A 23,945-nucleotide genomic window follows, 5' to 3' on the forward strand; every position below is an offset into this window, starting at 1 on the left:
CCAAAATTTTCTGCTTTAAACTATAAACTATTATTCTTAACACATTAATAGATTTTCCAAATCTTAACTGTTACTTGTATCATTTTAGCTTAATATTTTAACTCTTACTTAATTTTATTTTATTAATTTTAATTTATTCTAAAAATGAGGAGACTCTTACTCACGGGAATATTTAGTTTATTCCTTATTCATTGTTTGTTTGCACAAGAGCGAACTGTTTCAGGGACAGTTACTTCTGGTGAGGACAAGTCCCCTTTGGTTGGGGTGAATGTAGTAGTTAAAGGTACAAATACAGGGGTAATTACTGATGTAGAAGGTAAGTACAGGCTAAGCGTGCCTGCTAATGCTACTACTTTGGTATTCTCTTTTGTAGGTTTTGTATCCCAAGAAGTTGCCATTGGTAATAGAACTACCGTCGATATTGCCTTAGAACCAGATACTAAAACCTTGCAAGAGGTGATAGTTACTGGCTATGGACAACAAGAAAAGAAAGCCTTAGCGGGTTCTGCGGCGATTGTAAAAGCAGAGGTAATACGTGCCGTTCCTTTGGGTTCATTTGACCAAATGCTTCAAGGGCAAGCTCCCGGTCTATTGGTGCAAGCCAACTCTGGGCAACCCGGCGCCCCTGCAGCAGTGCGTATTCGCGGTATTGGTTCTATCAATGGTACTAACGAGCCTTTGTATGTAGTAGATGGTGTTCAGATTTCTGCACAAAACTTCGCTACGCTCAACCCCGCAGACTTTGAGTCAGTGAACGTACTCAAAGATGCGGCAGCTACCTCCATTTATGGTTCTCGCGGTTCTAATGGTGTTATTGTTATTACTACACGCAGAGGAAAAGCAGGCAATGCCAAAATAGAGTATAGCGGGCAATACGGTATGTCATTTTTCCCTCCAAACAGATTGGAACTGATGAATACCAATGAGAAAATAGACTATGAATTGCGTCAAGGGGGTACTGAATTAGAGAATTTAAGTCCTGCACAGATTGCTGAACTGCGTACTATTCAAACTGATTGGCAGAAAGAATTATTTGATGTAGGGCGTACTCATCAGCATCAAATCAATGCTTCGGGCGGAAATGAAAAAACAGTATTTTACGTTTCTGCTAACCTATTCCAACAAACAGGTACGGTAAAATTTACAGGCTTAGACCGCTACACAGGGCGTATGAACCTTGAGCATAATTCGAATAATTTGCGTTTTGGATTAAATGCAACAGGCGGTTACTCAAAATATAAAAATACTACCGAAGCTAACGCAGGGATTGCTTCTCCTTTGAATGCCATTCGCTGGGCAAATCCTTATGAAAAACCATTTACCGCTACTGGTGCTTATAGCCAATTCCTTTCTGGACAGCCAAATCCTGTGCAAGAGATGTTAGAAACTTCACGAGGCACAAATGAGTTTAAAGGCGTAGGAAATGTATTTATAGAATATACCTTACCTTTCTTAAAAGAGGTTTCGGTGCGTACTACTTGGGGCGTGGACTATGAGAATCAAGAAAGTACTACTTTTTTTAGCCGTCGTTCTGTGGTAGGTCAATCTGCCGCTAACCGTCGTAACGGCTCTTTGAACCGTAACTTCTTCCGCAATACGCGTTGGACGGGAACGACCTCTGTGAACTATAGCAAAACCTTTGGCGACCATAATTTGAATGTAGGACTATTCCAAGAAGTAGTTCGTAATCGCTTTGCTACCTTTGGTTTTACAGGTTTTGGCTTGACAGGTAATTTAGAAAATGAAGCAGGCATTACCCAAGGTAGCCCTACCAATAACTTTATTCCTGTAGTACGCGGTAATGCTTCTGAAAGTGCTTTGGTTTCTTATTTCTTGTCCGCCAATTATGGTTTTAAAGACCGTTATTTTATCAGTGCTTCCGTTCGCCGTGATGGTTCTTCTCGCTTTGGGGCAGATAAGCGTTGGGGTAACTTCTGGTCTTTGGGTGGTAGCTGGGTTATCTCAGATGAGGCGTTCCTTGCCAATGTAGATAAAAAAACATTATCATTGTTGAAACTAAAAGCAAGCTACGGAACAGTTGGTAGCCAAGCAGGATTTACAAGTGCCTTTGGTTCTTTTGGTATCGGCGATTTTGCTTCGCGTGAGTTGTTCTCTGCGGCAGCAGTTTATGATGGCGTAGCTGGTTTAACCTTAGTACAGTTGGCAAATCCTGATTTGGGCTGGGAGCAGAAAAATATGTTTAATGCGGGGATAGAGTTTGGTTTGTTTAATGACCGCTTGAGTGGTGGTATAGAGTTTTACAACAATGAAACTACCAATATGTTCTTGCCTGTTCAGCTTTCTCGTACTACGGGCTTTACCAACCAAAACAGAAATGCAGGGAAAATGCGTAATAGAGGTATAGAAATTTCTTTGAATACCGTGAATATCAAAGCTGGAGATTTCAAATGGAGTACAAACCTTAACTTTACTCTTAACCGTAATAAAATCACTGATTTAGCAGGTGAACAACAAATTATTAGTGGCACTATCATTAATAAAGTAGGACACCCTGTCAATAGTAACTTCTTAGTAGAATATGTAGGAGTAAATCCTCAAAATGGTAATTCTTTGTATAGCAATATAAATGGAGAAATTACAGAAAACTACAGCCCTAATGATCGCAAAATTTTTGGAGTAAGAGATGCACCTTATTTCGGAGGTATTACTAATACCTTCACTTTCAAAGGTTTTGAATTGAATTTTCTATGGAATTATGTATTGGGCAACAAGGTATATAACAATGACCGTACAAACGTAGAAGACCCTACTTATTTTGCAGACAATATTTCGCGTGCCTTGTTAAGAGAATGGCAAAAACCCGGAGATATTACCGATATTCCCCGCCCTACTCAAGAAATGCAAAGAGGTACTACCCGGTTCTTAGAAAAAGGAGATTTCTGGCGTTTACGTAATATCATACTTGCTTATAATTTCCCTTCTCAGTTATTGAGTAAAGCTAAAATTTCAGGATTACGCCTGTTTGTTCAAGGACAAAATGTGTTTACTATTACAGAATTTCAAGGCTTTGACCCTGAAATCACAGGAGGAGTCTTGACTGGTGCGCAATATCCTGCACTTCGTACTGTAACTTTTGGTGTCAATCTTAGCTTTTAACCCTTTTTAAATTTTGAATACGATGAAACAAATAATAAAATATACTTTGGCACTTTCTTTTGCTTTTACAATTACTTCCTGTGCCAAACTTGTTGATGAAGTCAATCCCACACATATTTTAGATGCTTCTAATGCATTTAAGACCATAGAAAACTATGAAGCAGGACTAAACGGTGCCTATGCTCAGTTGCGTAGTGTAAATACCTATGGAAGAAATCAATCCGTGATTCCAGACATGATGAGCGATAACCTAAGCGAATCGCCAGAAAATCTACCACAAGGCACGCGCGGTATGGTTGACTGGGTATATGCCGCAGACAATGGGGCAGTAGAAGGCGGTTGGTTAGGTTTGTATGCAGTTATTAACGCCACCAACGTAGTTATCAATGGTATAGATGCTTTGACTACTCCTGCTAATCAAAAGACCGCTAATAGAATCAAAGGACAGGCATTGGCTTTGCGTGCTTGGTTGCATTTTGACTTGTTAAAGTGGTTTGCTAACAACTATGAACGCAACTCAAATGAAGCAGGTGTACCTATTATGACTACTGTTTCCAGCCAAAACCCCAACTTACGCCCTTCTCGTGCAACGGTAAAAGAAGTTTATGACCGTATTTTTGCTGATTTGAATGAAGCTCTGCGTCTATTAGGTGATGTGGATAGGGCTATCAATACAGCGGCTCGTAGGGTCAATATAGATGTTACGGCGGTGAATGCTATGCTGGCGCGTATTTCCTTGTATGCTGGTCAAGATGCAGATGCTATTCGTTTTGCTACTAACGTAATCAATGCTTTACCTTTGGCTACGAGAGCGCAATTTCCCGGTATATGGAGAGATGATAATGCGGCAGAAGTAGCGTGGGCAATTCGTTTTAATCCTGGCGAAGGAGGTCCTGCCTTAGAGGTATATTCTCCTGCGGGCAATGACCGTGCTTCCTTTGATGCTTCTCCAGATATGGTAGCTTTGTATGACCAAACTAATGATGTACGTTTTAATTCTTACATGGCTTCTGGATTTAGTACTCGCGCTCCCCGGCCTGCAAACCGCTTTATTCCTATCAAATATTTAGGAAAAGGGAATAATCGCGACGGGGTGGTAGATTTTAAAGTGTTACGTACAGGAGAAATGTTCCTTATTCGTGCAGAGGCTCGTCAGCGTTCTGGCGACCAAACAGGAGCTTTGCAAGATTTGAATACTTTAAGAGCGGCACGTATTGCTAACTTTATGCCTGGTACTGAATCAGGTGCAGCTCTGACACAGGCTATTGCTAATGAACGTCGTCGCGAATTATTTTTGGAAGGACATCGTTGGTTTGATTTGAAACGTACTACGCGTACTATTAATCGTCAAAACTGTCGTCCACCAGCAACTCAATGTAGTTTAGCTTCTAACAGTAATAAGTGGACTTGGCCTATACCGACTCCAGAGTTGAATGCTAATCCTAATATGACGCAAAATGCAGGCTACTAATAAAATGAATTGTCAATGATTTTAGAGTAAAACTATTGCTGTCCACCACCTATCCATATTTTATAATTTTTTATATGGGTGGGGAGTGGATAGCTTATTTCAATTTTTTTATTTAAACATCTAATTTTTAAACTATTTTGAGCAATGAGGAAACTCTTACTATCAGGAATATTTAGTTTATTCCTTATTCATTGTTTGTTTGCACAAGAGCGAACTGTTTCAGGGACAGTGATTTCTGGTGAAGACAAGTCCCCGCTTCCGGGGGTAAACGTAGTTGCCAAAGGCACAAACGTTGGGGTAGTTACTGATGTAGAGGGCAAGTATAGGCTAAGCGTGCCTACTAATGTAACTACTTTGGTATTTTCTTTTGTGGGGTTTGTATCCCAAGAAGTAGAAATTGGGAGTAGAAGCACGATAGACATTTCGCTTGCCCCTGACACAAGACAGTTGAGCGAAGTTATCGTTACAGGTTATGGACAGCAGATAAAGAGAGAAGTAACAGGTAACATCGCCAAAGTAGGCGGTTCAGACATCAAAGATATGCCTTTGCCTACCTTTGACAATGCCCTGCAAGGAAAGGCAGCAGGGGTAGTAGTCAATGCAGGTGGGGGTAAGTTAGGGCAAGGAATACAGATTCGCGTGCGCGGTCAGTCCTCAGTTTCTGCCTCTAACGAGCCTTTGTACGTCATTGATGGGATTCCTGTAACTACTCAAGACTTGGGTTCTTTTGGTGGGGCTACTAACCCTTTGGCAGACATCAACCCTCAAGACATAGAGTCTATAGAAGTACTAAAAGATGCCTCAGCTGCCGCCATTTTCGGTTCTCGTGCCGCTAATGGTGTGGTGTTGGTTACAACCAAAAGAGGAAAAGCAGGAAGGACTAACATCAACTTTGGGGCCCAATACGGTTTTAGTAAACCTACACGCAAAGTTCGTTTCCTAAACGCTGCAGAGTACAAAGATTACTTCTTGAAAGCGGCAGCCAACTCAGACCGCATTGATGGTATCCCTACCAATGACCCAGACTCCTATACTGCTTATATGCAAGACTTTATAGAATTTAATAGTCTTGGGCAAAATACTGATACTGATTGGGGAAATTTGGCTTTCCAAGATGCGCCCTTGAAACAATACGATTTGAACTTTAATGGAGGTAATGAAAGAACCTCTTTTTATGTATCAGGGCAGTATTTAGACCAAGCAGGTATCTTGATTGGCAATAATTTAGAGCGTATTGCTGGACGTATGAATTTAGAGCATAAGGTGTCTGACCGCTTCAAGTTGGGTATGAACATGGGCTTAACACGCACTCTGAACAAGCGTATTTCTGGCGACCGTCAGTTTGACAATCCTATGCAAATGGTAGCCATTCCTTCTATTACGCCAAGTATAGACCCTACAACCAACTTGCCTACGGGAACTCCTCCAGGAGACATTAGCTTGCCAGTATATTATAACCCTCTGATAAATATTGGTAATGCTTATTACAATACGACAGTACACAGAAATATCAGTACGCTTTTTGGTCAGTTAGATATTGTGAAAGGGCTTTCTTTCCGTTCTGAATTTGGTGTAGATATTTTGAACCAACAAGAAGAACTCTATTATAACAGCAAAACTCAACGAAATTTTGGGGCTCCACTTGGTTTAGGACAGAACTTTTTTACAAGAGTAGAGAACTACAATACTAACAACTTTTTTACTTTTGACCAAATCTTTGGAGAGCATGGCTTGAACTTGGTAGGGGGTATGTCTTATCAGCAATCTCAATCTAAGTTTAATTTCATAGAAGGTCGCGATTTCCCTTCAGATGCTTACAGAATGATAGCAAGTTCTGCTCGTAAAACCGATGGAAGTTCCTCAGAAACTAATTTCCGCTTCCTTTCTTACTTTTTGCGTGCAAACTACAAATTTAAAGATAGATACTTAGTTGGGTTGAGCGGTCGTGTAGATGGCTCAAGCCGTTTCGGTAGAGACAGTCAATACGGTTTCTTCCCAGCTGCCTCTATGGGTTGGATTATTACAGAGGAAAGTTTCTTGAAAGACAATAAAGTAGTAAGTTTCTTAAAGCTAAGAGCAAGCTATGGACGCACAGGAAATGCAGAAATTGGCAACTTCCCGCAACTTGGTCTTTTTGCTGGCGCACCTTATGCTGGTAATCCCGGACAAGCACCTACTCAGTTAGGAAATCCAAACTTAAGCTGGGAAACTACTAACCAGTGGGACGTAGGTTTAGATTTTGGTATTTTAGGCGATAGATTGACAGGTGAGATTGACTATTACCAAAAAAATACGACGGGCTTGTTGCTCAATGTGAACGTTCCGGGAACTACAGGTTTCGCTACGCAGGTAAGAAACGTAGGAGCAATGGAAAACAAAGGTTTTGAGTTTGTGCTAAACTCTGATAACTTAGTAGGAGATTTTAAATGGAAAACAAGTTTGAACCTTGCTCGTAACATCAATAAAATTACTAACTTGAATGGACAAATCATCGAGGGCGGTCTGAATAATATGAGCCGCGCTGTAGAAGGGCAGCCTATTGCTACTTTCTTTACGGTGGAGTATGCAGGCGTGAACCCTGAAAACGGAGATGCACTTTGGTATAAAAATACTCCTCTGCCCGATGGCTCTCTTGACCGCACTACTACCAATAGATACAATGAGGCACAACGCGTAGTCATTGGAAGCCCTCTGCCTAAGTGGACTGGTGGTGTTACTAATACTTTTAGCTACAAAGGCATAGAACTGAGCGTATTCTTTAATGCCCAATTAGGTCAGAAAATCAACTTCTATGGGGCAGGTCGCTTCTCTTCAGCCAATGGACGCTTTGAAGATAACCAAACTGCTGACCAGTTGAACTCTTGGACACCTCAAAACCGCAATACTGATATTCCAGAAGCGCGTTTATTCTTTAACAATGGGGCGCAACCTTCCAGCCGCTTCATCTATGACGGTAGCTTTGTGCGTTTGAGAAACGTTACTTTATCGTACAATATTCCAAGAAACATTTTGAGCAAGGTAAAAATGAACTCGGCTCGTGTCTTTGTCATAGGGCAAAACTTATTGACCTTTACTAAGTACAAAGGTTGGGACCCAGAAGTAAATGCTGACGACATAGTAACTAACATCGCTCAGGGCTATGATTTCTACTCTGCCCCTCAGCCTCGTACGATTACTTTTGGCGTAAACATCGGTTTCTAAAATTCAAAGTTTCATTTACGTAATTTTTAAAATGATTAAATCTATGATAAAAAATATAAAAACAAGTATTTTCTTCATTGCAATAGCATTGCTTTCGTTTGCTTGCGGTGAAAGATTGAACGTAGAGCCTACTCAAAGCATCTCTGAAACTACTGCTTTGGACAATGACCAAGCTGTAAAGGTTACATTAACAGGGGCTTATGATGGTCTTTCCAATGGAAACTTATACGCAGGGGCTATTTTATACGCTGGTGATTTCTTAGGTGATGACAGGGAGTTTGTCTTTGGGGGTACTTTTACTAATATGGACGAACTTTATAGAAAAGCACTTACTACTACCAATGTTACCGTAAGTGGAGTGTGGCTCAATGCGTATAGAACTATCAATATAGTTAATAATGTATTGGCATCTTTGGACAAAGTAAATCAGGCAGATAGAAGTAGGGTAGAGGGAGAGGCACTTTTCATTCGTGGTTCTTTGTACTTTGAATTGGTGAAGCTCTATGCTAAAACTTGGGACGACGGCAACAATAGCTCTAATCCCGGCGTGCCTTTGGTGCTTTCTCCTACCAGAGTAATTACAGAAGCCGATTTCAAGTCCAGAAATAGTGTAGCAGAGGTATATACACAAATTATCAATGATTTGACTAAGGCAGAATCATTAATGCCATTGACAAATGGAATTTTTGCCAACAGGTTTGCAGCGGCGGCTATGCTTTCCAGAGTATATTTGATGCAAGGAAGGTACGCAGAGGCTCGCGATGCTGCCAACAGAGTAATTGCTTCGGGAAGATTTGCTATGGCGAGAAATTTTGCCGATGTATTCAATGAAAGCGCAGGCGATTATGCCAGAGAACACATATTCCGTATTGCGATTACTGACCAAGACGGGGTAAACAATATGAATACATTTTATGCCTCCTCTGCCTTCCAAGGACGTGGCGACGTACGTATCCAAGCCAAGCACTTGGCTTTGTACGAGCAGGGAGATATTCGTGCTAATTTCTTCTATCGTACAGGGGTAAACACTTTCACCTCTAAATATAGGGATTTGTATGGTGATGTGTCAGTCTTAAGGGTTACAGAAATGTACCTGACTCGTGCAGAATGCAATTTCCGATTAAATTCTCAGGTAGGAGCTACTCCGCAAGCTGACATCAATTTAGTTAGACAAAGAGCAGGTTTGCCACCATTAAATAACCTTACTTTGGCAGCGATTTTGAGAGAAAGAAAGTTAGAGTTAGCTTTTGAGGGACAGCAAGTGTGGGATTTGAAACGAACCAGAACCGCAGTAAATGCCACTTTCAATTGGAACTCTGAGCGTCTTGTTTTCCCTATTCCTCAAAGAGAAATAGATACTAATAAGAGCCTTGTGCAGAATCCTGGATACTAATTAGGTAAAAGTATAGCAAAAAATAGGGAGTTTCTTGTTTTCAAATAAGAAACTCCCTATTTTTATAGTTATTGACTGCTACTTAACGAAGTCATCATTCAACAACGCATACAATGAACAAATATTTAGTAGTACTATTTTTACTTTGTAGCTTTTCTGCTTTTGCTCAGAAAAAGCAATTTATTAACCCTTCTGGTTTAGTAACTCCCAGAGGTTATACCCATGTAGTAACAGCAGAGGGAGGGAAAACGGTATATATTGCAGGACAGGTGCCTACTAATTCACAGGGAGAAGTTATAGGCAAAGGGGACTTAAAAATGCAGACTCAGCAAGTATATGAAAATATCAAGGTCGCTCTCAAAGCAGTAGGGGCAGACTTTGCAGACGTAGTAAAAATGACTACTTATATTGTTAATTATCAACCTGAAAATCTTACAACACTTAGGGAAGTACGTAGTCAATATCTTTCTCCTACTCAGCCACCTGCTAATACCCTACTTGGTGTTCAGGCACTATACCACCCTGATATTTTGGTAGAGATAGAAGTAATCGCAGTAATAAAAAAATAAGCAGTCTATTTAAACTTTTTAAAAATACCATATTTTGTAATTGTACGTTATGACTAAGGCAGAGCTTTTTCAACAAATCACCCAAAAGCAATCCTACCTTTGCGTGGGTTTAGATACAGATATTCAGAAAATTCCTTCTTATCTGCATAAAGAGCAAGACCCCATTTTTGCCTTCAATCGTCAAATCATCGATGCGACCATAGATTATTGCGTTGCCTACAAGCTCAATACAGCTTTTTACGAAAGTTTAGGAGCGAGAGGTTGGGAGAGCTTAGAAAAAACTTTGGCGTATATTCCTTCCTCTGTCTTTACGATTGCCGATGCCAAACGCGGTGATATTGGCAATACTTCTGCTTTGTATGCAAAGGCTTTTTTTGAGAAGATGAATTTTGATAGCATTACGGTTGCCCCGTACATGGGAGAGGATTCTGTCGCTCCTTTCTTAACTTATCCTAATAAGTGGGTGATTCTCTTAGCATTAACTTCTAACAAAGGGAGTAGTGATTTCCAAATGCTTACACTAAATGGAGGTAAGTATGCTGAGTGTTTATTTGAAAAAGTCTTAGAAACAAGTCAATTATGGGGTAGCGATGAGCAAATGATGTACGTAGTAGGGGCTACTCATCCTCAACTTTTTCAAAAAATTAGGGAGATAGTTCCAAGGCATTTTTTATTGGTGCCAGGATATGGAGCGCAAGGAGGGGATTTGCAAACCATTTCTCGCTTAGGAATGAATAAAGAGTGTGGTTTATTAGTCAATTCTTCAAGAGGGATTATCTATGCTTCTTCCGACAAAGATTTCGCTCAAAAAGCCCAACAAACCGCTCTGGCTATTGCTGAGGAAATGAAAAAATATTTGCAAGAAAAAGTTTAACATCAGTCCTATTTCTTTCGTTCATACGCTCCTAAATCAGGTTTGCTATCTCGGACTATTCCCTCCAAATCCGTTATAATGCCGATAGGAAGACCTTTGTCTATGGCGGGGCTGAGAGAGTCCAACTGGAAATTTGAGCGAAAAGCACTTTTGAAGCGAGGTCGTTGATTGAGAATATTGTTATTGTTATTGAATTGATTGTCAGTAGTTTTGAGTAAGGAGTTCTTGACCAACCACTGAGCTGGCACGTCAGAGGCACTATTTACTTGAAAATCATTGGCTCTATCTCCCCAAACTATGCAGTTTATCATAGTGAGAGAGAGGGGAGATTTTAGTACGCTCTCATCGGGTAATCGATAAAAATTAGCAATGTACACCGCAGGCTCATCGGTAAAAAAGCGGGTTTCAGTGTTGGCAAAGGTACAGTGTAGGAAAGTATAATCTCCGCCTGCTAAACAGGCTACTGTATTCTGCGTGCAATTATTTATCAAGGTATTTGTCATGTAAACATCTGAACTAAAAGAGATTAGCCCACGAAACCTCATGTTTTCTATGATTGTATTTTCTACAACCAGCTCAGGAATAGTATCTTTATCTGGTGGGGCACCTATGCGTAGCCCTACATTGCCGTTACGAATATGCGCGTAGTTAATTTTATTATTTTTACTACCTACATCAAAATAAATAGCGTCCCACTGTCCAGCTATGTTTTCATATCTTCTGTCTAAACGTACTCCCCTAAAATTGACCTTGTCAAGAACTTTGCCATTGATAGTCAGGCTACCTTTGACGAATATTGCGGCATTAATGTCCATGTAAACAGTTACTCCTTGCTCAATAGTCAGATTGACCAAAGAGTCCACTTGCAAGATGCCTGAAATGATATAAGGTTTTTTCCCAGACCAAACAGCATTTTGGCGAATACGCTGATTTCTGAGGTAATGAGCGTCCTGTCCCCAACCTATTATCTTGATTTCTTGCTTATTCCCATTTACATTGAACAAAATGGAATCTCTTACGATGAAAGGCAAATCTTGTTGTTTGGGATTGATGCTGGCATTAAGCAATACGAGCAGACTGTCATTACCCAAAATGCGAATATTCTGAAATGTGGTTTTAGTTTCTCCAAATACCGTAATGGAGTAGGGTGAGTTTTGCCCACCAGCAATGCTCATTTCACTAATATTCAGAGCATTTTTATTTCTATTATACAAAACTAACCGCCTTGTAAAGGTGGGTTGGGCAGTAAAAACTGTATCAAAAAGTACTGTATCACGCGAAAAAGAAAGACGTGAACTGCTTGACATATTTAAGATTTCATTGGCGGGAGTACAGGAGAAAGCATAGAATAAGAGCAAAATACTAAGGGAAGAAAGTATAATTTTTATGAATTGCATAAATTTAGAATATTTGAGTAGATGCTAAAATAAATAAAAACCGACGGCAAAGCATAAGTATTTAATCTTTACCGTCAGTTTTTTTATTCCTTGACTATTTTTCTCCAAACTGAACCTTTTTCTGTTTGGATTTCTGCTAAATACACCCCAACAGGCAAGGCAGACAAATCTAAGCCAAACTTTTGGTTTTGATAGTTTTCTATATGGATTTTTAGGTATTTACCTCCCATTTCATAAAGCTTTATCTCTTTAATTTTTTCTTTGGTGCTTTCTATGGTAACAATGGCACTTGTCGGATTGGGATAGATTTTAAGCGTTTGATTGAGGAGTTCTTCTTCTGTACTCACCAAACGGTGATTGTAAAGTGCAGAAAAACTACGGCAACCGTTATCATCGGTAATCCTAACATAGTAAACCCCTGACTCTGTGGCTATAAACTGCCCACTGGTAGCATTCGGAATCACATTATTGTTGTAAAACCATTCATAATTACGTACATTTTGGGCAGAGGTCTGAGCGGTAAGTACATCTTGATTGGCTACTATACTGACTTGTGGGGCAGTAAAGCGACCAATAGTTACAGGTTTGGAAGTAATGACACAATTCTCTTGGGTAATCAACTGGACTGCATAACTGCCTGTTTCTCTGACAGTAATGCGGTCGTTAATGGCATTGGCAATTGGCACATTATTGAGTAACCAGCGATAACGTTGTACGCCTGTGAAGTCAGGAGCAACTAAAATTGTATTGATAGGCTCATCATTGCAGTAGATAGTCTGCCCTCTTACTTCTATCTCTGGAATAGCACTGACCTGCTCACAATCTGTTCTTATAACAAATTCTCCACTTCGCAAGGTCAAGGCTGGTGCTTTTTTGTTGGTAATTACCAGCACATATACCCCTGCATCTTCCCTAACAGCACGCATTTTGGAGAAAGTAGCTTGGTTAGCTCCAGAGACTGGAGAGCCATTTTTAAACCATTGGTATTGGTTTTCTTTCCCTCCTGTAATGACTTTGAGTTCAAAAGGCGTACCCAAAGCAACATTTAATTCTTGATTTTCCCCTATAGGTGCTTGGGGGGCATAGACAAAATCTAACTTAGGAAGATTTTGTTTGTAAAATTCTACTAAGTCTTCCAAATCACCAAAATCTAATTCATTGAAATCTATGGCAAAAACTTGCAGATTTTCTAAGTCTTTAAGGTCTTCGGGTAGTTCGTCTATATAGTTGGCGTAGGCATAAAATCTTTCTAAGTCTTCTAAGCGACTTATGCCGTCTGGGAGTTTTTCTAAGAAATTATTAGAAATATCTAAGTATTTGAGTTTGATAAAAAAGACGATGCTCTCAGGAAGTTCAAATAAAAGATTATCTCCTAAATTGAGTATTTCTAAGTTCACCAAGTCCTCGATATTTTCTGGAATTTCCTCAAAAAGATTGCTATTTAGGAACAGATTACGAAGTTTATTTAAGTTGCCAATTTCAGGAGGCAGTTTGGTAAAGAAGTTATAAGAAAGCCAAAGCGTTACCAAATCGGGAAAATCTCCTATCCATGCTGGAACTTCTCCCTCGAACTGATTTTGGCTCAAATCTAAATAAGTAAGTTTTTTCAATAACCTCAAAGAAGCAGGAAGTTTTCCAAACAGTTTGTTGTTAGAAAGATTAAGGTAGGTGATGTCCTCAAAAATTTCTGCGCTGAAGATGTCAGGAATTTCACCTTCTAATCCGTTGTTAGGCAGGCTAATTTGTGTAAGATTGCCGTTCTCGAATATCAATCCACACCATTCGCTTACAGGAATGCTTCTGTTCCACTTGCATTTCCATTTGTCCTCTCCGCCTAAAGCATTGTAAAGGGCAAGCAGGGCGGCGATGTCTATTTCTCGGAGTTCAGGAACGATGGAAAGTCTAATATCTGCACGTTTCAAAGTGAGGTCGGGTACAAGGTCGTTTTCTACTAAGCAGTAATATTCTCCCTCATCTGCTATACTCACATTTCTAAGGATTAAAATAGCCTCCTCTGCTCCCTCGATGTTTGTTCCATTTTCTAAGGGAATATCATTTTTATACCACTGATAGCGGTTACGGCTACCTCCTGTAAGCGAGGTAAAGCGTACTGTAGTTCCTTGATTTGCTTTGACATTTTCGGCAGTATAGATTTCATTTTGAGGGGCATAAGTAAAGTTAGGCAATCTGCCTACAAAAGGTTCTAATTTGTCAAAGGTGAGGAAGTTATCACTCAAATTGATACGTCTTAATCTGTTCAGTCTTAGGATACTTGGGGGAATATTACCGAATAGTCCATTGTTTGCCAAGCTCAAACCTACGACCCTATCCCCATTTACCTCTACTCCAAAGTAGTTACAATTTTCGTCTTCTAAATCCCAAGTGATGAACCAGTTTTGTCCATTTAGCCCGCGATAGATGTCCGCCAAGACTACTAAGTCATCGTCTGTAATACACTTGTCATCAACTACTACTGTAGCGCGATTTTCCAAAATAGTAAAACAGCCTGTGGTTTTATTTTTAGCTACGATTTGGTAAGTAATCGTTTCGCTGAGCAGTTCTGTTGGCAGTTCTATGGTTTCACCTGCTTGCCCTTCCACGGGATTGCCTATGAGCAAGTCATTATCCGTTCTTTGCAGTTGGTAAGTAACTCCTCCTTCTACTTCTTCTACAATAATATTAGTTCGCTGCCCGCTTTCAATTCCATCTAATTCGGGATAGACGAGGAGTTCATTGTTGGGTAGAGGCAGTTCAGGATAAATGTATTCAAAATCGAGTGTATTGCTAAAGCAGTTTAATAATGGCTGGGTAACTCTAATACCTGTAATGATAGTACCTCCTGCAATATTTGGAATGGTCAATACATTGTTGCGTGCTTGGACTGCCTCAAAGTCAGGTTGTCCGTCTTCATTTATATCTACAAAATAAAACTGCCCCTCTTGTACGTTTTCCATTTGCAAAACTAATGTACCATCAGGAGGTTCGCAACGTGTAGGGTCGGTAGCAGAAGCAGAAACAATGAAAGGCGGTGCTAAGGGAGAACCTATATAAGGAGTAACGGCAGTAGGAAAGGTATTAGGAATACACCCCCAGAATCTATTGGCGTTAAAATAAGCACCAATGCCTTGAAAATCAAAAGGAGGAGCCATAGGCGGTAGCAAACCCGAGAGTATAATTTTATTGTTTACAGCAATGGCATTGGGTATATCGTTGTAAGCAATATTGCCGAAATCGATGTAATAGCTACCATCAGGAGAGTCAGGAGAAAGGGTGATAGTAATTTTTTGAAAAAAATTGTCGCAAGTGGGGTAGCTCTCATCTATAACAGAAAGAACAGTTGGCTTGTTGAAAATAATGACTGTGTCGGAGAATTGGGAACCGTTACCCAAGGGGTCGTGAGAATGTAAAACAAAAATCCCTCTACCTTTATTGGTGTTATTGAATTGGAAGGTACTAAGGGGTACGATAGCGTTCCAAGTATAAGGAAACATTCCACTGAAAGTTGGGGTAAAAGAACCAACATAGGTTTTACCTTGATTAGAAACGGCACAGTTATCATCAATTCTGTAAATATCAAAACTCTGCCCATCAACAGGAGGAGGATAGTTTCCTGTCAGATTTACTGCATTGAGCGTAGTACAATCGTAACCTGATACGGCGGCGGTAAATGCAAGCGTAGCGATACCATTATTTGCTCCGTTAGTAATTTCTATGCCTCTATCACTGCCTGTTCCATTGCAGAAAATGGAGTTTCTCCTGATTTCGTTATTGTCTGTACCTAATCCATCTATTACTATCCCTTTTTGAGTATTGAAGCCAATAATATTTGCTCTTGCTGCAATAGTTCCATCACCTATTTTGTTATTAGAGGCTGTAGCATCTATTCTAATACCTTCTGTATTGGGTATCCCTGCTGTACCCGCTAAATTAGTTCCTATTTTATTACCAAAAACTCTACGTTCTACAGCAGAGAATCCATTTATATATAAACCGATGCCTGTATTTCCAGAAATGAGATTATTTTCTATCAAACCTCCTGCTCCTGAAAGCACTAAACCATAGTTATTATTGGGCATTGCTGCTGTGCCTGCGGGGTTCGTTCCTATCCTATTATTTCTAATAATGTGATTAATGCCTTGATTAATAACTACACCCCCATTCTCGTTCCTGCTAATCACATTGTTATCGAGTAAGATTTGGTCTGTACCAAAATCTGCATACACACCATTTTGTAAGTTAGGCATACTTACTCCGCTTGCATTTGTACCAATAAAGTTTCCTACGATGTTTACGCCATCACATTCATTAAAAAGGTAAATTCCCGTAGCTTGGTGTCCCCCAATGATGTTGCCCCTCCCCGTTGAACCTATTTGGATACCGCTCCCTACTGTGAGAGCATTGATGCCGTATTGCTGAGTTCCGAAAGTAGCTGTTCCTGCTAAGTTAGTACCTATTCTATTACTTTCTATGATGATGTTGCTTGCACTGCTTAAAACAATGCCATTTTCATTGTTATTGGAAATAGTATTTCCTCTGATAATGCCTCCATTAGTACTTTGCACACTAATTCCAAGAAGGAAATTGCTGTGTATGTAATTCCCTTTTCCTATAGCCCCTATCTCAAAGTTAGTAGCAGTATTTTCAATCAGGATACCTGTACCTCTGAAAGCATCATAATTTTGTATATTTCTGATTTCCAAACCATAGATTTTACTGCCCGCACCTGTAATACGGAAGGCTTGAAAGACATTAAATTCACCTTGCCCATTGATGACTACCAAAGGTACACCTGCGTATCCGGGCTGAGTAGTACCGTCTATGGTAATGTTAGGTTCACTAATATCATGGTAAGGATTATTGCTTGGGATATTGATGACAAGCCCAGTATTAGGTAGATTAAAAGCAATGGTTTTATCTCCTCCATTTTCATTGGCTAACTTGATAGCTTCTCTAAGGGTCAGATTTCCGATGCTATAATTGCCGTCATCTACATCTCCATTGTTATCTACTACGAAGGTATCAAGCAGAGGTGTAATAGTGAGCAGTGTAGTTTCTAAGGTCAAGCCAGGTACGCAATCAGTAGTGGCTTTGAGTACGTACCTGCCTGTGTCTGCTAAGGCAAAAGAAGAAAAAGAAAGCACATAGTCGGTGGCTACGGGGGTAGTCAAGTTAGGAAGTTTGAACCATTGATGGTTTACCGTGCAAGAGGTACGGCTAACATTAAAATTGCGACTGTCATATACCAAACTTTGCCCTACTACCCCAAAAATAGTATTAGGATTGAGTGGAATGGGCTTTTGTGGAGCGTATTGGCTACTATTAGTAAAAAATAAAGTATTTCCTATCTGCTCAACTATACTATTGAATTCTAAGAAGTTATTGCTTACATCAAGCACATTATTTGGAAAACTTCCTTTACTGTTTACTTCCGCATAAGTAGAGGTAATGTCGTTATTGCTCAAGTTAAAACCTCGTCTGTCAGGAAGGTTGATAGGCTCAATTGCAGTAAAAGCTCTAAAATAGTCATAGGCTAAGTCCCCATAGAGTTGATTATGGCTTAAATCTATGCTTTTAAGAGTAGTACTAAAAGTAAGCACATTATTAGATATAAAGAAGCCCACATCATCATTGATTAAGTTGTTGTTCAGGTGCAGTACTTCTAAAGGAGCGGTGCTATAGACTTCCTCAGGAAATAAATCTATACCTGTAATTTGATTATTTCCCAAATCCAACACTTTCAATCCTTCTAAAGGCTTGAGTGTGTTGTCCACATTTCCGACCAAATTGTTATTAGGCAGGCGAATCGCTGTAACTCTGAAGTTTTCTACAGTAATGCCAAACCAAGTACCTACGTGAGCTGGGGTAAGCCAGTTGTTTTTATTTGTCCAATTATCTCCGCCTGTAGCATCATAAAAAGCAACAAGTGCATCATAATCTTGCTCAAATATGCCGTTGACATTAGTGGCCACTTCTACATTTTCACTTTGTAAATCAAGTCCCGGGACATCGCTATTGCTTACCAAGCAGAAATATGTTCCTGCATCAGAAGAAGCATTATAATTAATAATAGTATAAGTAGGTGAGGTCGCTCCAGAAATGGGAGAGTTATTTTTGAACCACTGATAAGTATTGGTAGTTCCTGTGGGTTGCGGTGTACTGATAGAAAAACTTTGTGTAGCCCCACTCACAAGAGCAAAATTTTGAGGAACACCAAAATTAGCTTGAGGAGCGTATCCTCCCGCCGTCATTAAAGTGAACTTGGGTACATTGGGTTTAATGTCATCAAACTCCAATTTATTATTGGAAACGTTAAATAAAGCAGGATTAAAAGATACTTTAGAAGAAAAATCTTCCATGTCAGCAAACAAGTTGTTGTCAAGCCTAAGTTCCGAAAGGTTTAAGTCCCCTAAGCTATTCGGAATAATACCACTTAGGCGATTGAAGGAAAGCCTAAGTAAGGTGAGATTGGGCAAGTTGGTAGCATTAAAAATAGTCGGACTGATACCTCCTATCAGATTATTTCCCTGAATATATATTTCTTGGATACTACTTAGATTGGCAAATGTAGCGGGAATTTCCCCGTCTAATTCCATATCCCCAAAGCCTAAAATTTCTAAATTTGCTAAATTCCCTATGCTTGCAGGAATTTCTCCGCTTATGGGATTATCGTGGAGGCGAATATCTCTTAGGTTTACTAAGTTGCCCACAGTAGTTGGAATTGTACCACTGATAGAATTATTCATTACCCAAAATATATCTATTCCTATCATATTTCCTATCTCTGCGGGGAGCGTTCCTGATAAGTTATTACTTCCTAAGCGTATTTCTTTTACTCGCCTTGTGGGACTTGGGGGAGTGCCATCAGTAGTAACACCGTACCAGTTTTCTACATCGGGGTCTATAAGCCATCCAGACCTGTTGAACCAGTTAGCCCCATTGGTAGCATTATACAAAGCAATGAGTGCATCGAGGTCGTCAGGGTGAATGCCTACACTTGGGAAAACAGTCAGTTCTGCGGAGAACTCAGAAGTATTGCCGTCAGCATCAGTAGCCGTAGCTACAATTTTATCTCCTATACTAAGCGCAGTAGAAGGTGTAAAATTAAAGGTTTTGTCTGTATTAGCTTCTGCAAAAGAATAAACATCAAAGCCTAAATAAGTCCTGCCCTGTCTGCTTCCTGCATCTGCCCTGAAAAACTCTACGAAAAGAGGATAAGCAGAGTGAGCAAGAGAAGATGGCACTTTGTAAGTAATAGTTACCTGCCCGCCAGTAATAGGCACAGCAGAGCCTGTAAATTCGGGGTAGTTTTGAAGTCTATTGGGGCTTACGTCGGGGTCATCAGGGTCGTTGGGAGTAGGAGTAAAAGGACTTAACCGAATCCCATCTCCATTAGCAAAGATAGAGTTTTCAGTAATACGTGTCTTTTCTGTGGAATTAGCTAAGGAAATCCCAAATTTATTACCTGTATCGTGATGAGCAATAGTATTCCGTTGGATGAGCGTACTGATAGCATCGCTGATGTAAATGCCTCCTATTTCATTTTTTAACCCACTTATGCCGTCTGCTTGCGTACCTATGAAGTTTCCTTGTATAGTGCCGTTGTTCGCTGCTGCTCCATCTATCCAAATACCATGTTGTTTATTTCCAGAGATTAAGTTTCCTTGCCCAGCTGAAAGTCCCCCTATGGTATTATTTACGGAGGTTCCTACTACATATATACCATCAAACTCATTTGGTATTGCTGATGTCCCTGTAGCATTTGTACCTATGTAGTTCCCGTAGATAGTATTACCGCCAGAATTAGAAATGAAAATTCCTGCACTTAAGCTTCCTGAAATTAGATTTCTATCTCCTGTTACTGCTCCGCCTATGGTATTTCCGCTCGTATTTCCTAAATATATTCCTGCACTTCCATTAGGTAAAGAAACTGTACCGCTGGCATTAGTTCCTATATAATTGCCTTTTATCTGATTTCCTGAACCTATTTCTATCTGAATACCTCCCACATTATTTCCTGATATGACGTTCCTATCTGCTACCGCTGTTCCTCCTATCAAGTTATTACTACCTTTAACAAGCACACCTACCCCTATATTTGTTTGTGCAGTAGTACCGCTGGCATCTGTACCTATGAAACAGCCACTTATGGTAACATTACTTGCTGCTGAGTTGATAGTAATAGCACCAAAAGCCCCATTGTTGCACCTATTAATTACTAAACCTCTTACAATAGAGCCATTGCTTCCTGCAGCAAATGCCAAGGCATAGTCTGCATTCGTACCGTCAATCTCTATATTGATAATTGCATTATTTCCTATAGACAGCGTATTAGCTGAGGAACCGGGTTGGGTATAACCATCAATGGTAACTTGTTCAGTAATATTGGGTAAAGGAGAGAGTAAGGAGATAGTTTGTACTCCCGCAGCTGGTATAACAAACTCTATCACATCTGCTCCTGCTAGCGCATTGGCATCTAAGATAGCTTGCCTCAGAGAGCCAGCATCTGCATCGTTGGTATTGGTAACAAGTAATTTGCTCTCTATGATTTCTGTTACTATACCGCAGTTATGAAAGCGAGGGGCAGTAATCCAAGCAGCACCTCCATCGGTAATTTGTCCTCCATTATAGACAATCAGTTCTCCTACGATATAGTCAAGCGTGGCATTAGCAGTAATATTATTCCCGTTTCTTATCAATACTTTTTGGTTAGCTACAAGGGCATTTTCGCCGGGATAATCTCCCGAGGCGACCCAACCAAGACCGTTAAACTTTTGCCAATTAGTAGGCACAGTCCAGTTGCCAGAGGCAGCACTTCTGTAAGAGCCTACCGTCAGTTGTGCTATTTTTCCCGTTGTTCCTGAGATAGTTCCTGAATTGGTCAGCGTGCCTGTATAGAGCAAGATTTGACAAGTAGAGAGAGTAAGTGTACCCCCTCCTTCAATGGTAAAATTAATAATATGCTCCGCAGGGCTAACATTAAGTGCAACGTTGTGTGTATTTCTAATGGTTACGACCGTTCCCGGTGCAGCCGCTACCTGCCCAGGATAGTTGGCAACCGTTACCCATGCACTTCCATTCCATTGCTGCCAGATGGTTAAATTTGACCAGTTGCCAGAGGCTATGGTTCTATAATCACCTACAGTTTGGCTATAAGCAATATGATGAATTGAAAATAAAGTTGAAAAAATAGTCAGTAATAATAAATATCGCTTCATAGGTTTAGTTTATTGAAAATCAAGAGTTTTGATTTTATGTATTCAATAGTTTTCAAAGATTGAATCTTTATTCTGTTTAATGAAATCAAAAGAGCAGTAGCATTAATTAAACGCAAAAAGACTATTTCCTATCTAACATCTAAATTACAAAATTTTTTGAAAATAAGAGAAGGTAGCATTGCTTTTTAACAACAAAACAAGCGTACACAATTAGAATTTATTTAGTGAGGTTTTTGGAAAATTTTACGCTAATTTTTCCCTTTGCTTTACTTTAAATTGCGACTTTTGTATTTGTATTACTGTATTGTTATTGACAAGACGGAACAAAAGTTTTACTAAGAAGGTTAAACAAGCTAAAATAGCACTCATGAAAGAACTTAAATACCTTAATAAATACCTTTATCACTATAAATCATACCTAATTTGGGGAACTGTTTTTGTAGTTCTTGCCAATATTTTTGGAATTCTTCCCGCTCAAATTGTTCGTCATTCTTTTGATTTAGTAAGCGATACCATTGGGATATATCCACTTTTTAAAGGAACAGATGCTCAAGATATACTTTACCAGACTTTTACCAGTGTAGTATTGATTTACGGAACGGTAATAGTAATCATGGCATTAGTGCGTGGGGTTTTTCTTTTTCTCATGCGTCAAACGATTATCGTGATGTCGCGCCTGATAGAATATGATTTGAAAAATGAAATCTACTATCACTATCAAACTCTTCCTTTAAGTTTTTACAGGCGAAACAATACAGGCGACCTCATGGCTCGCATTTCCGAAGATGTGGGTCATGTCCGTATGTATCTGGGTCCTGCGATTATGTACGGACTCAATGCGGTAGGTTCTTTTGTCTTGGTACTAATTTATATGCTGATAGTCAATCCTACGCTCACTTTCTATGCTATCCTGCCTTTGCCTATCTTGTCCGTAAGTATTTATTATGTCAATAATCTGATTCATAAGCGTTCTACTGAGATTCAGCAAAAACTTTCGGAAATGTCCACCTTTGTTCAGGAATCTTTTTCAGGCATCAGGGTACTGAAGGCTTTTGTAAGGGAAAATGCTTTTGCCAAAAACTTTGCAGAAACAAGTAATCAATACAAAATCAAGGCATTGCGTCTGGCAATGGTCAATGCACTTTTCTTTCCTTTGGTCTTTGGTTTGATAGCACTAAGTACGGTTTTGACCGTGTATATAGGAGGGCTGGAGGTAATAGACGGCACAGTAACAATTGGGAATATTGCGGAGTTTACTATCTATATTGGAATGTTGGTGTGGCCTGTAACCTCTTTAGGTTGGATTACAAGCATGACGGAGCGCGCCGCTGCTTCGCAAAAACGCATCAATGAATTTTTGTTTACCAAAACAGATATTGTTTCTTCGGAAAATATAGACAGAGAAATTGTAGGGGATATTATTTTTAAAAATGTAAGTTTAGTATATCCTGACACAGGTATCAGGGCATTGAAAAATGTAAGTTTTGAGGTAAGGCACGGTGAAAGTTTAGCCATACTTGGCTCAACAGGTTCAGGAAAAAGTACCATTGCTAACTTGCTCTGTCGCTTGTATGATGCTACCGAAGGAGAAATTTTGATAGATAATATCGACATAAAAAAATACAAGATTTCTACTTTACGCCAGCAGATTGGGTACGTTCCCCAAGACGTGTTTTTATTCTCAGATTCTATCAAAACCAATATTGCCTTTGGTGCGGTAAAAGTAACAGAAGAACAAATCACGCAAGCAGCAAAAGATGCAGATGTATATAGCAATATCGTCGCTTTTCCTAAGGGCTTCGACACAGAATTGGGAGAGCGAGGTATTACCCTCTCTGGCGGTCAGAAGCAAAGAGTTTCTATCGCAAGAGCCATTAGTCGCAATCCAAGCATCATTATTTTGGACGATGCTCTCTCTGCGGTGGATACTAAGACTGAAAATACTATTCTCAACAACTTGCAGAGAATCATGGTCAATCGTACTTCTGTGATTATTTCACACCGCGTTTCCTCTGCCAAGTTAGCAGATAAAATTATTGTTTTAGAAGATGGCGAAGTGGTAGAAGCAGGTTCTCACGAAGAACTCATGCTGATTGGGGGCGTTTACAAAGAAATGTACGAAAAACAAATGCAAGGTGAAGAAGAGGTCTTTAACTAAAATTTGTTTTTGTTCTTATAAAAACATTTTCTCTATTTCTACCCAACTATTTACCCTCGTAAAAGATTCATACTCATCTTTCAAATTGTGCGGAGCGGTAAATACGATAGCTTTCCCATCAAAATTTTTCAAATTTTTAATGCGGTCATCTATCAAATAGTCTGCCTTGATGATGCTTTTGCTTCCACAAAAAACGATATGATGCCAAGAAATAAAAGGAAAATGCTCGCTCATCCATTGGTATTTTTCGCTCAAAGAAAGTGGAAACTCCATAGCAGCAGAAACAATGAAAATCTCATATTTCTTGCTTAACCTAAGCATGACCTCTTGCGCATGAGGAATCACCTTGAGGTCTTGGAAAAAGCCCTTGCGAAAAGGATATTCATACACAAACTTTTGATGTTCTGTTGGTACTACCTCATGAAATTCTTTGCCCAAAAAATCATGCTTGGCGATGCGTATGCCAAATTCTGCTTCGTACATGTCGCAAAATTTTTGTGTAGCATCTGCTATCACATCGTCCATGTCTATGGCTATTCGCTTCATAGTT

10 protein-coding genes are annotated in these 23,945 nt (G+C 39.7%); 7 read left to right on the forward strand and 3 right to left on the reverse strand.

Annotated features, from left to right (window positions below; translation table 11 throughout):
• Window positions 1–144: 144 nt before the first annotated feature.
• The 6 genes from BM141_RS09265 to pyrF all read left to right on the forward strand — a co-directional run bounded on the left by BM141_RS09265 (window position 145) and on the right by pyrF (window position 10,625).
• Entirely contained in the window at window positions 145–3,117 is a 2,973-nt protein-coding gene (locus tag BM141_RS09265) for a SusC/RagA family TonB-linked outer membrane protein (protein WP_091544355.1), read from the forward strand.
• A gap of 22 nt (window positions 3,118–3,139) precedes the next feature.
• Complete coding sequence (locus BM141_RS09270) at window positions 3,140–4,588, forward strand: RagB/SusD family nutrient uptake outer membrane protein (protein WP_091544358.1); 1,449 nt, start codon at window positions 3,140–3,142, stop codon at window positions 4,586–4,588.
• 144 nt (window positions 4,589–4,732) lie between these two features.
• Entirely contained in the window at window positions 4,733–7,789 is a 3,057-nt protein-coding gene (locus BM141_RS09275; protein WP_091544361.1) for a SusC/RagA family TonB-linked outer membrane protein, read from the forward strand.
• Between the two features lie 43 nt (window positions 7,790–7,832).
• Window positions 7,833–9,182, forward strand: a complete 1,350-nt coding sequence (locus tag BM141_RS09280) for a RagB/SusD family nutrient uptake outer membrane protein (protein ID WP_091544364.1) — start codon at window positions 7,833–7,835, stop codon at window positions 9,180–9,182.
• A 113-nt stretch (window positions 9,183–9,295) separates the two neighbouring features.
• Window positions 9,296–9,751, forward strand: coding sequence for a RidA family protein (locus BM141_RS09285; RefSeq protein ID WP_091544368.1), 456 nt, complete (start codon window positions 9,296–9,298; stop codon window positions 9,749–9,751).
• 49 nt (window positions 9,752–9,800) lie between these two features.
• Window positions 9,801–10,625 (forward strand): orotidine-5'-phosphate decarboxylase, encoded by an 825-nt coding sequence (gene pyrF, locus BM141_RS09290; RefSeq protein ID WP_091544371.1) that lies wholly within the window; start codon window positions 9,801–9,803, stop codon window positions 10,623–10,625.
• An 8-nt stretch (window positions 10,626–10,633) separates the two neighbouring features.
• On the opposite strand, the gene BM141_RS09295 is transcribed toward pyrF, so the two are convergent.
• Window positions 10,634–12,022, reverse strand: a complete 1,389-nt coding sequence (locus BM141_RS09295) for a choice-of-anchor Q domain-containing protein (RefSeq protein ID WP_091544374.1) — start codon at window positions 12,020–12,022, stop codon at window positions 10,634–10,636.
• Between the two features lie 83 nt (window positions 12,023–12,105).
• Complete coding sequence (locus BM141_RS09300) at window positions 12,106–21,237, reverse strand: leucine-rich repeat domain-containing protein (RefSeq protein WP_091544379.1); 9,132 nt, start codon at window positions 21,235–21,237, stop codon at window positions 12,106–12,108.
• Window positions 21,238–21,604: 367 nt separating this feature from the next.
• Between BM141_RS09300 and BM141_RS09305 the strand changes: the two genes are divergently transcribed.
• Complete coding sequence (locus BM141_RS09305) at window positions 21,605–23,395, forward strand: ABC transporter ATP-binding protein (RefSeq protein ID WP_091544383.1); 1,791 nt, start codon at window positions 21,605–21,607, stop codon at window positions 23,393–23,395.
• Between the two features lie 15 nt (window positions 23,396–23,410).
• On the opposite strand, the gene BM141_RS09310 is transcribed toward BM141_RS09305, so the two are convergent.
• Window positions 23,411–23,941, reverse strand: a complete 531-nt coding sequence (locus BM141_RS09310) for a 5' nucleotidase, NT5C type (protein ID WP_091544387.1) — start codon at window positions 23,939–23,941, stop codon at window positions 23,411–23,413.
• Window positions 23,942–23,945: the final 4 nt, after the last annotated feature.

Origin of the sequence: Thermoflexibacter ruber (assembly GCF_900113045.1) — a bacterium.
In the GTDB taxonomy this organism is placed as follows: Bacteria; Bacteroidota; Bacteroidia; order Cytophagales; family Thermoflexibacteraceae; genus Thermoflexibacter; species Thermoflexibacter ruber.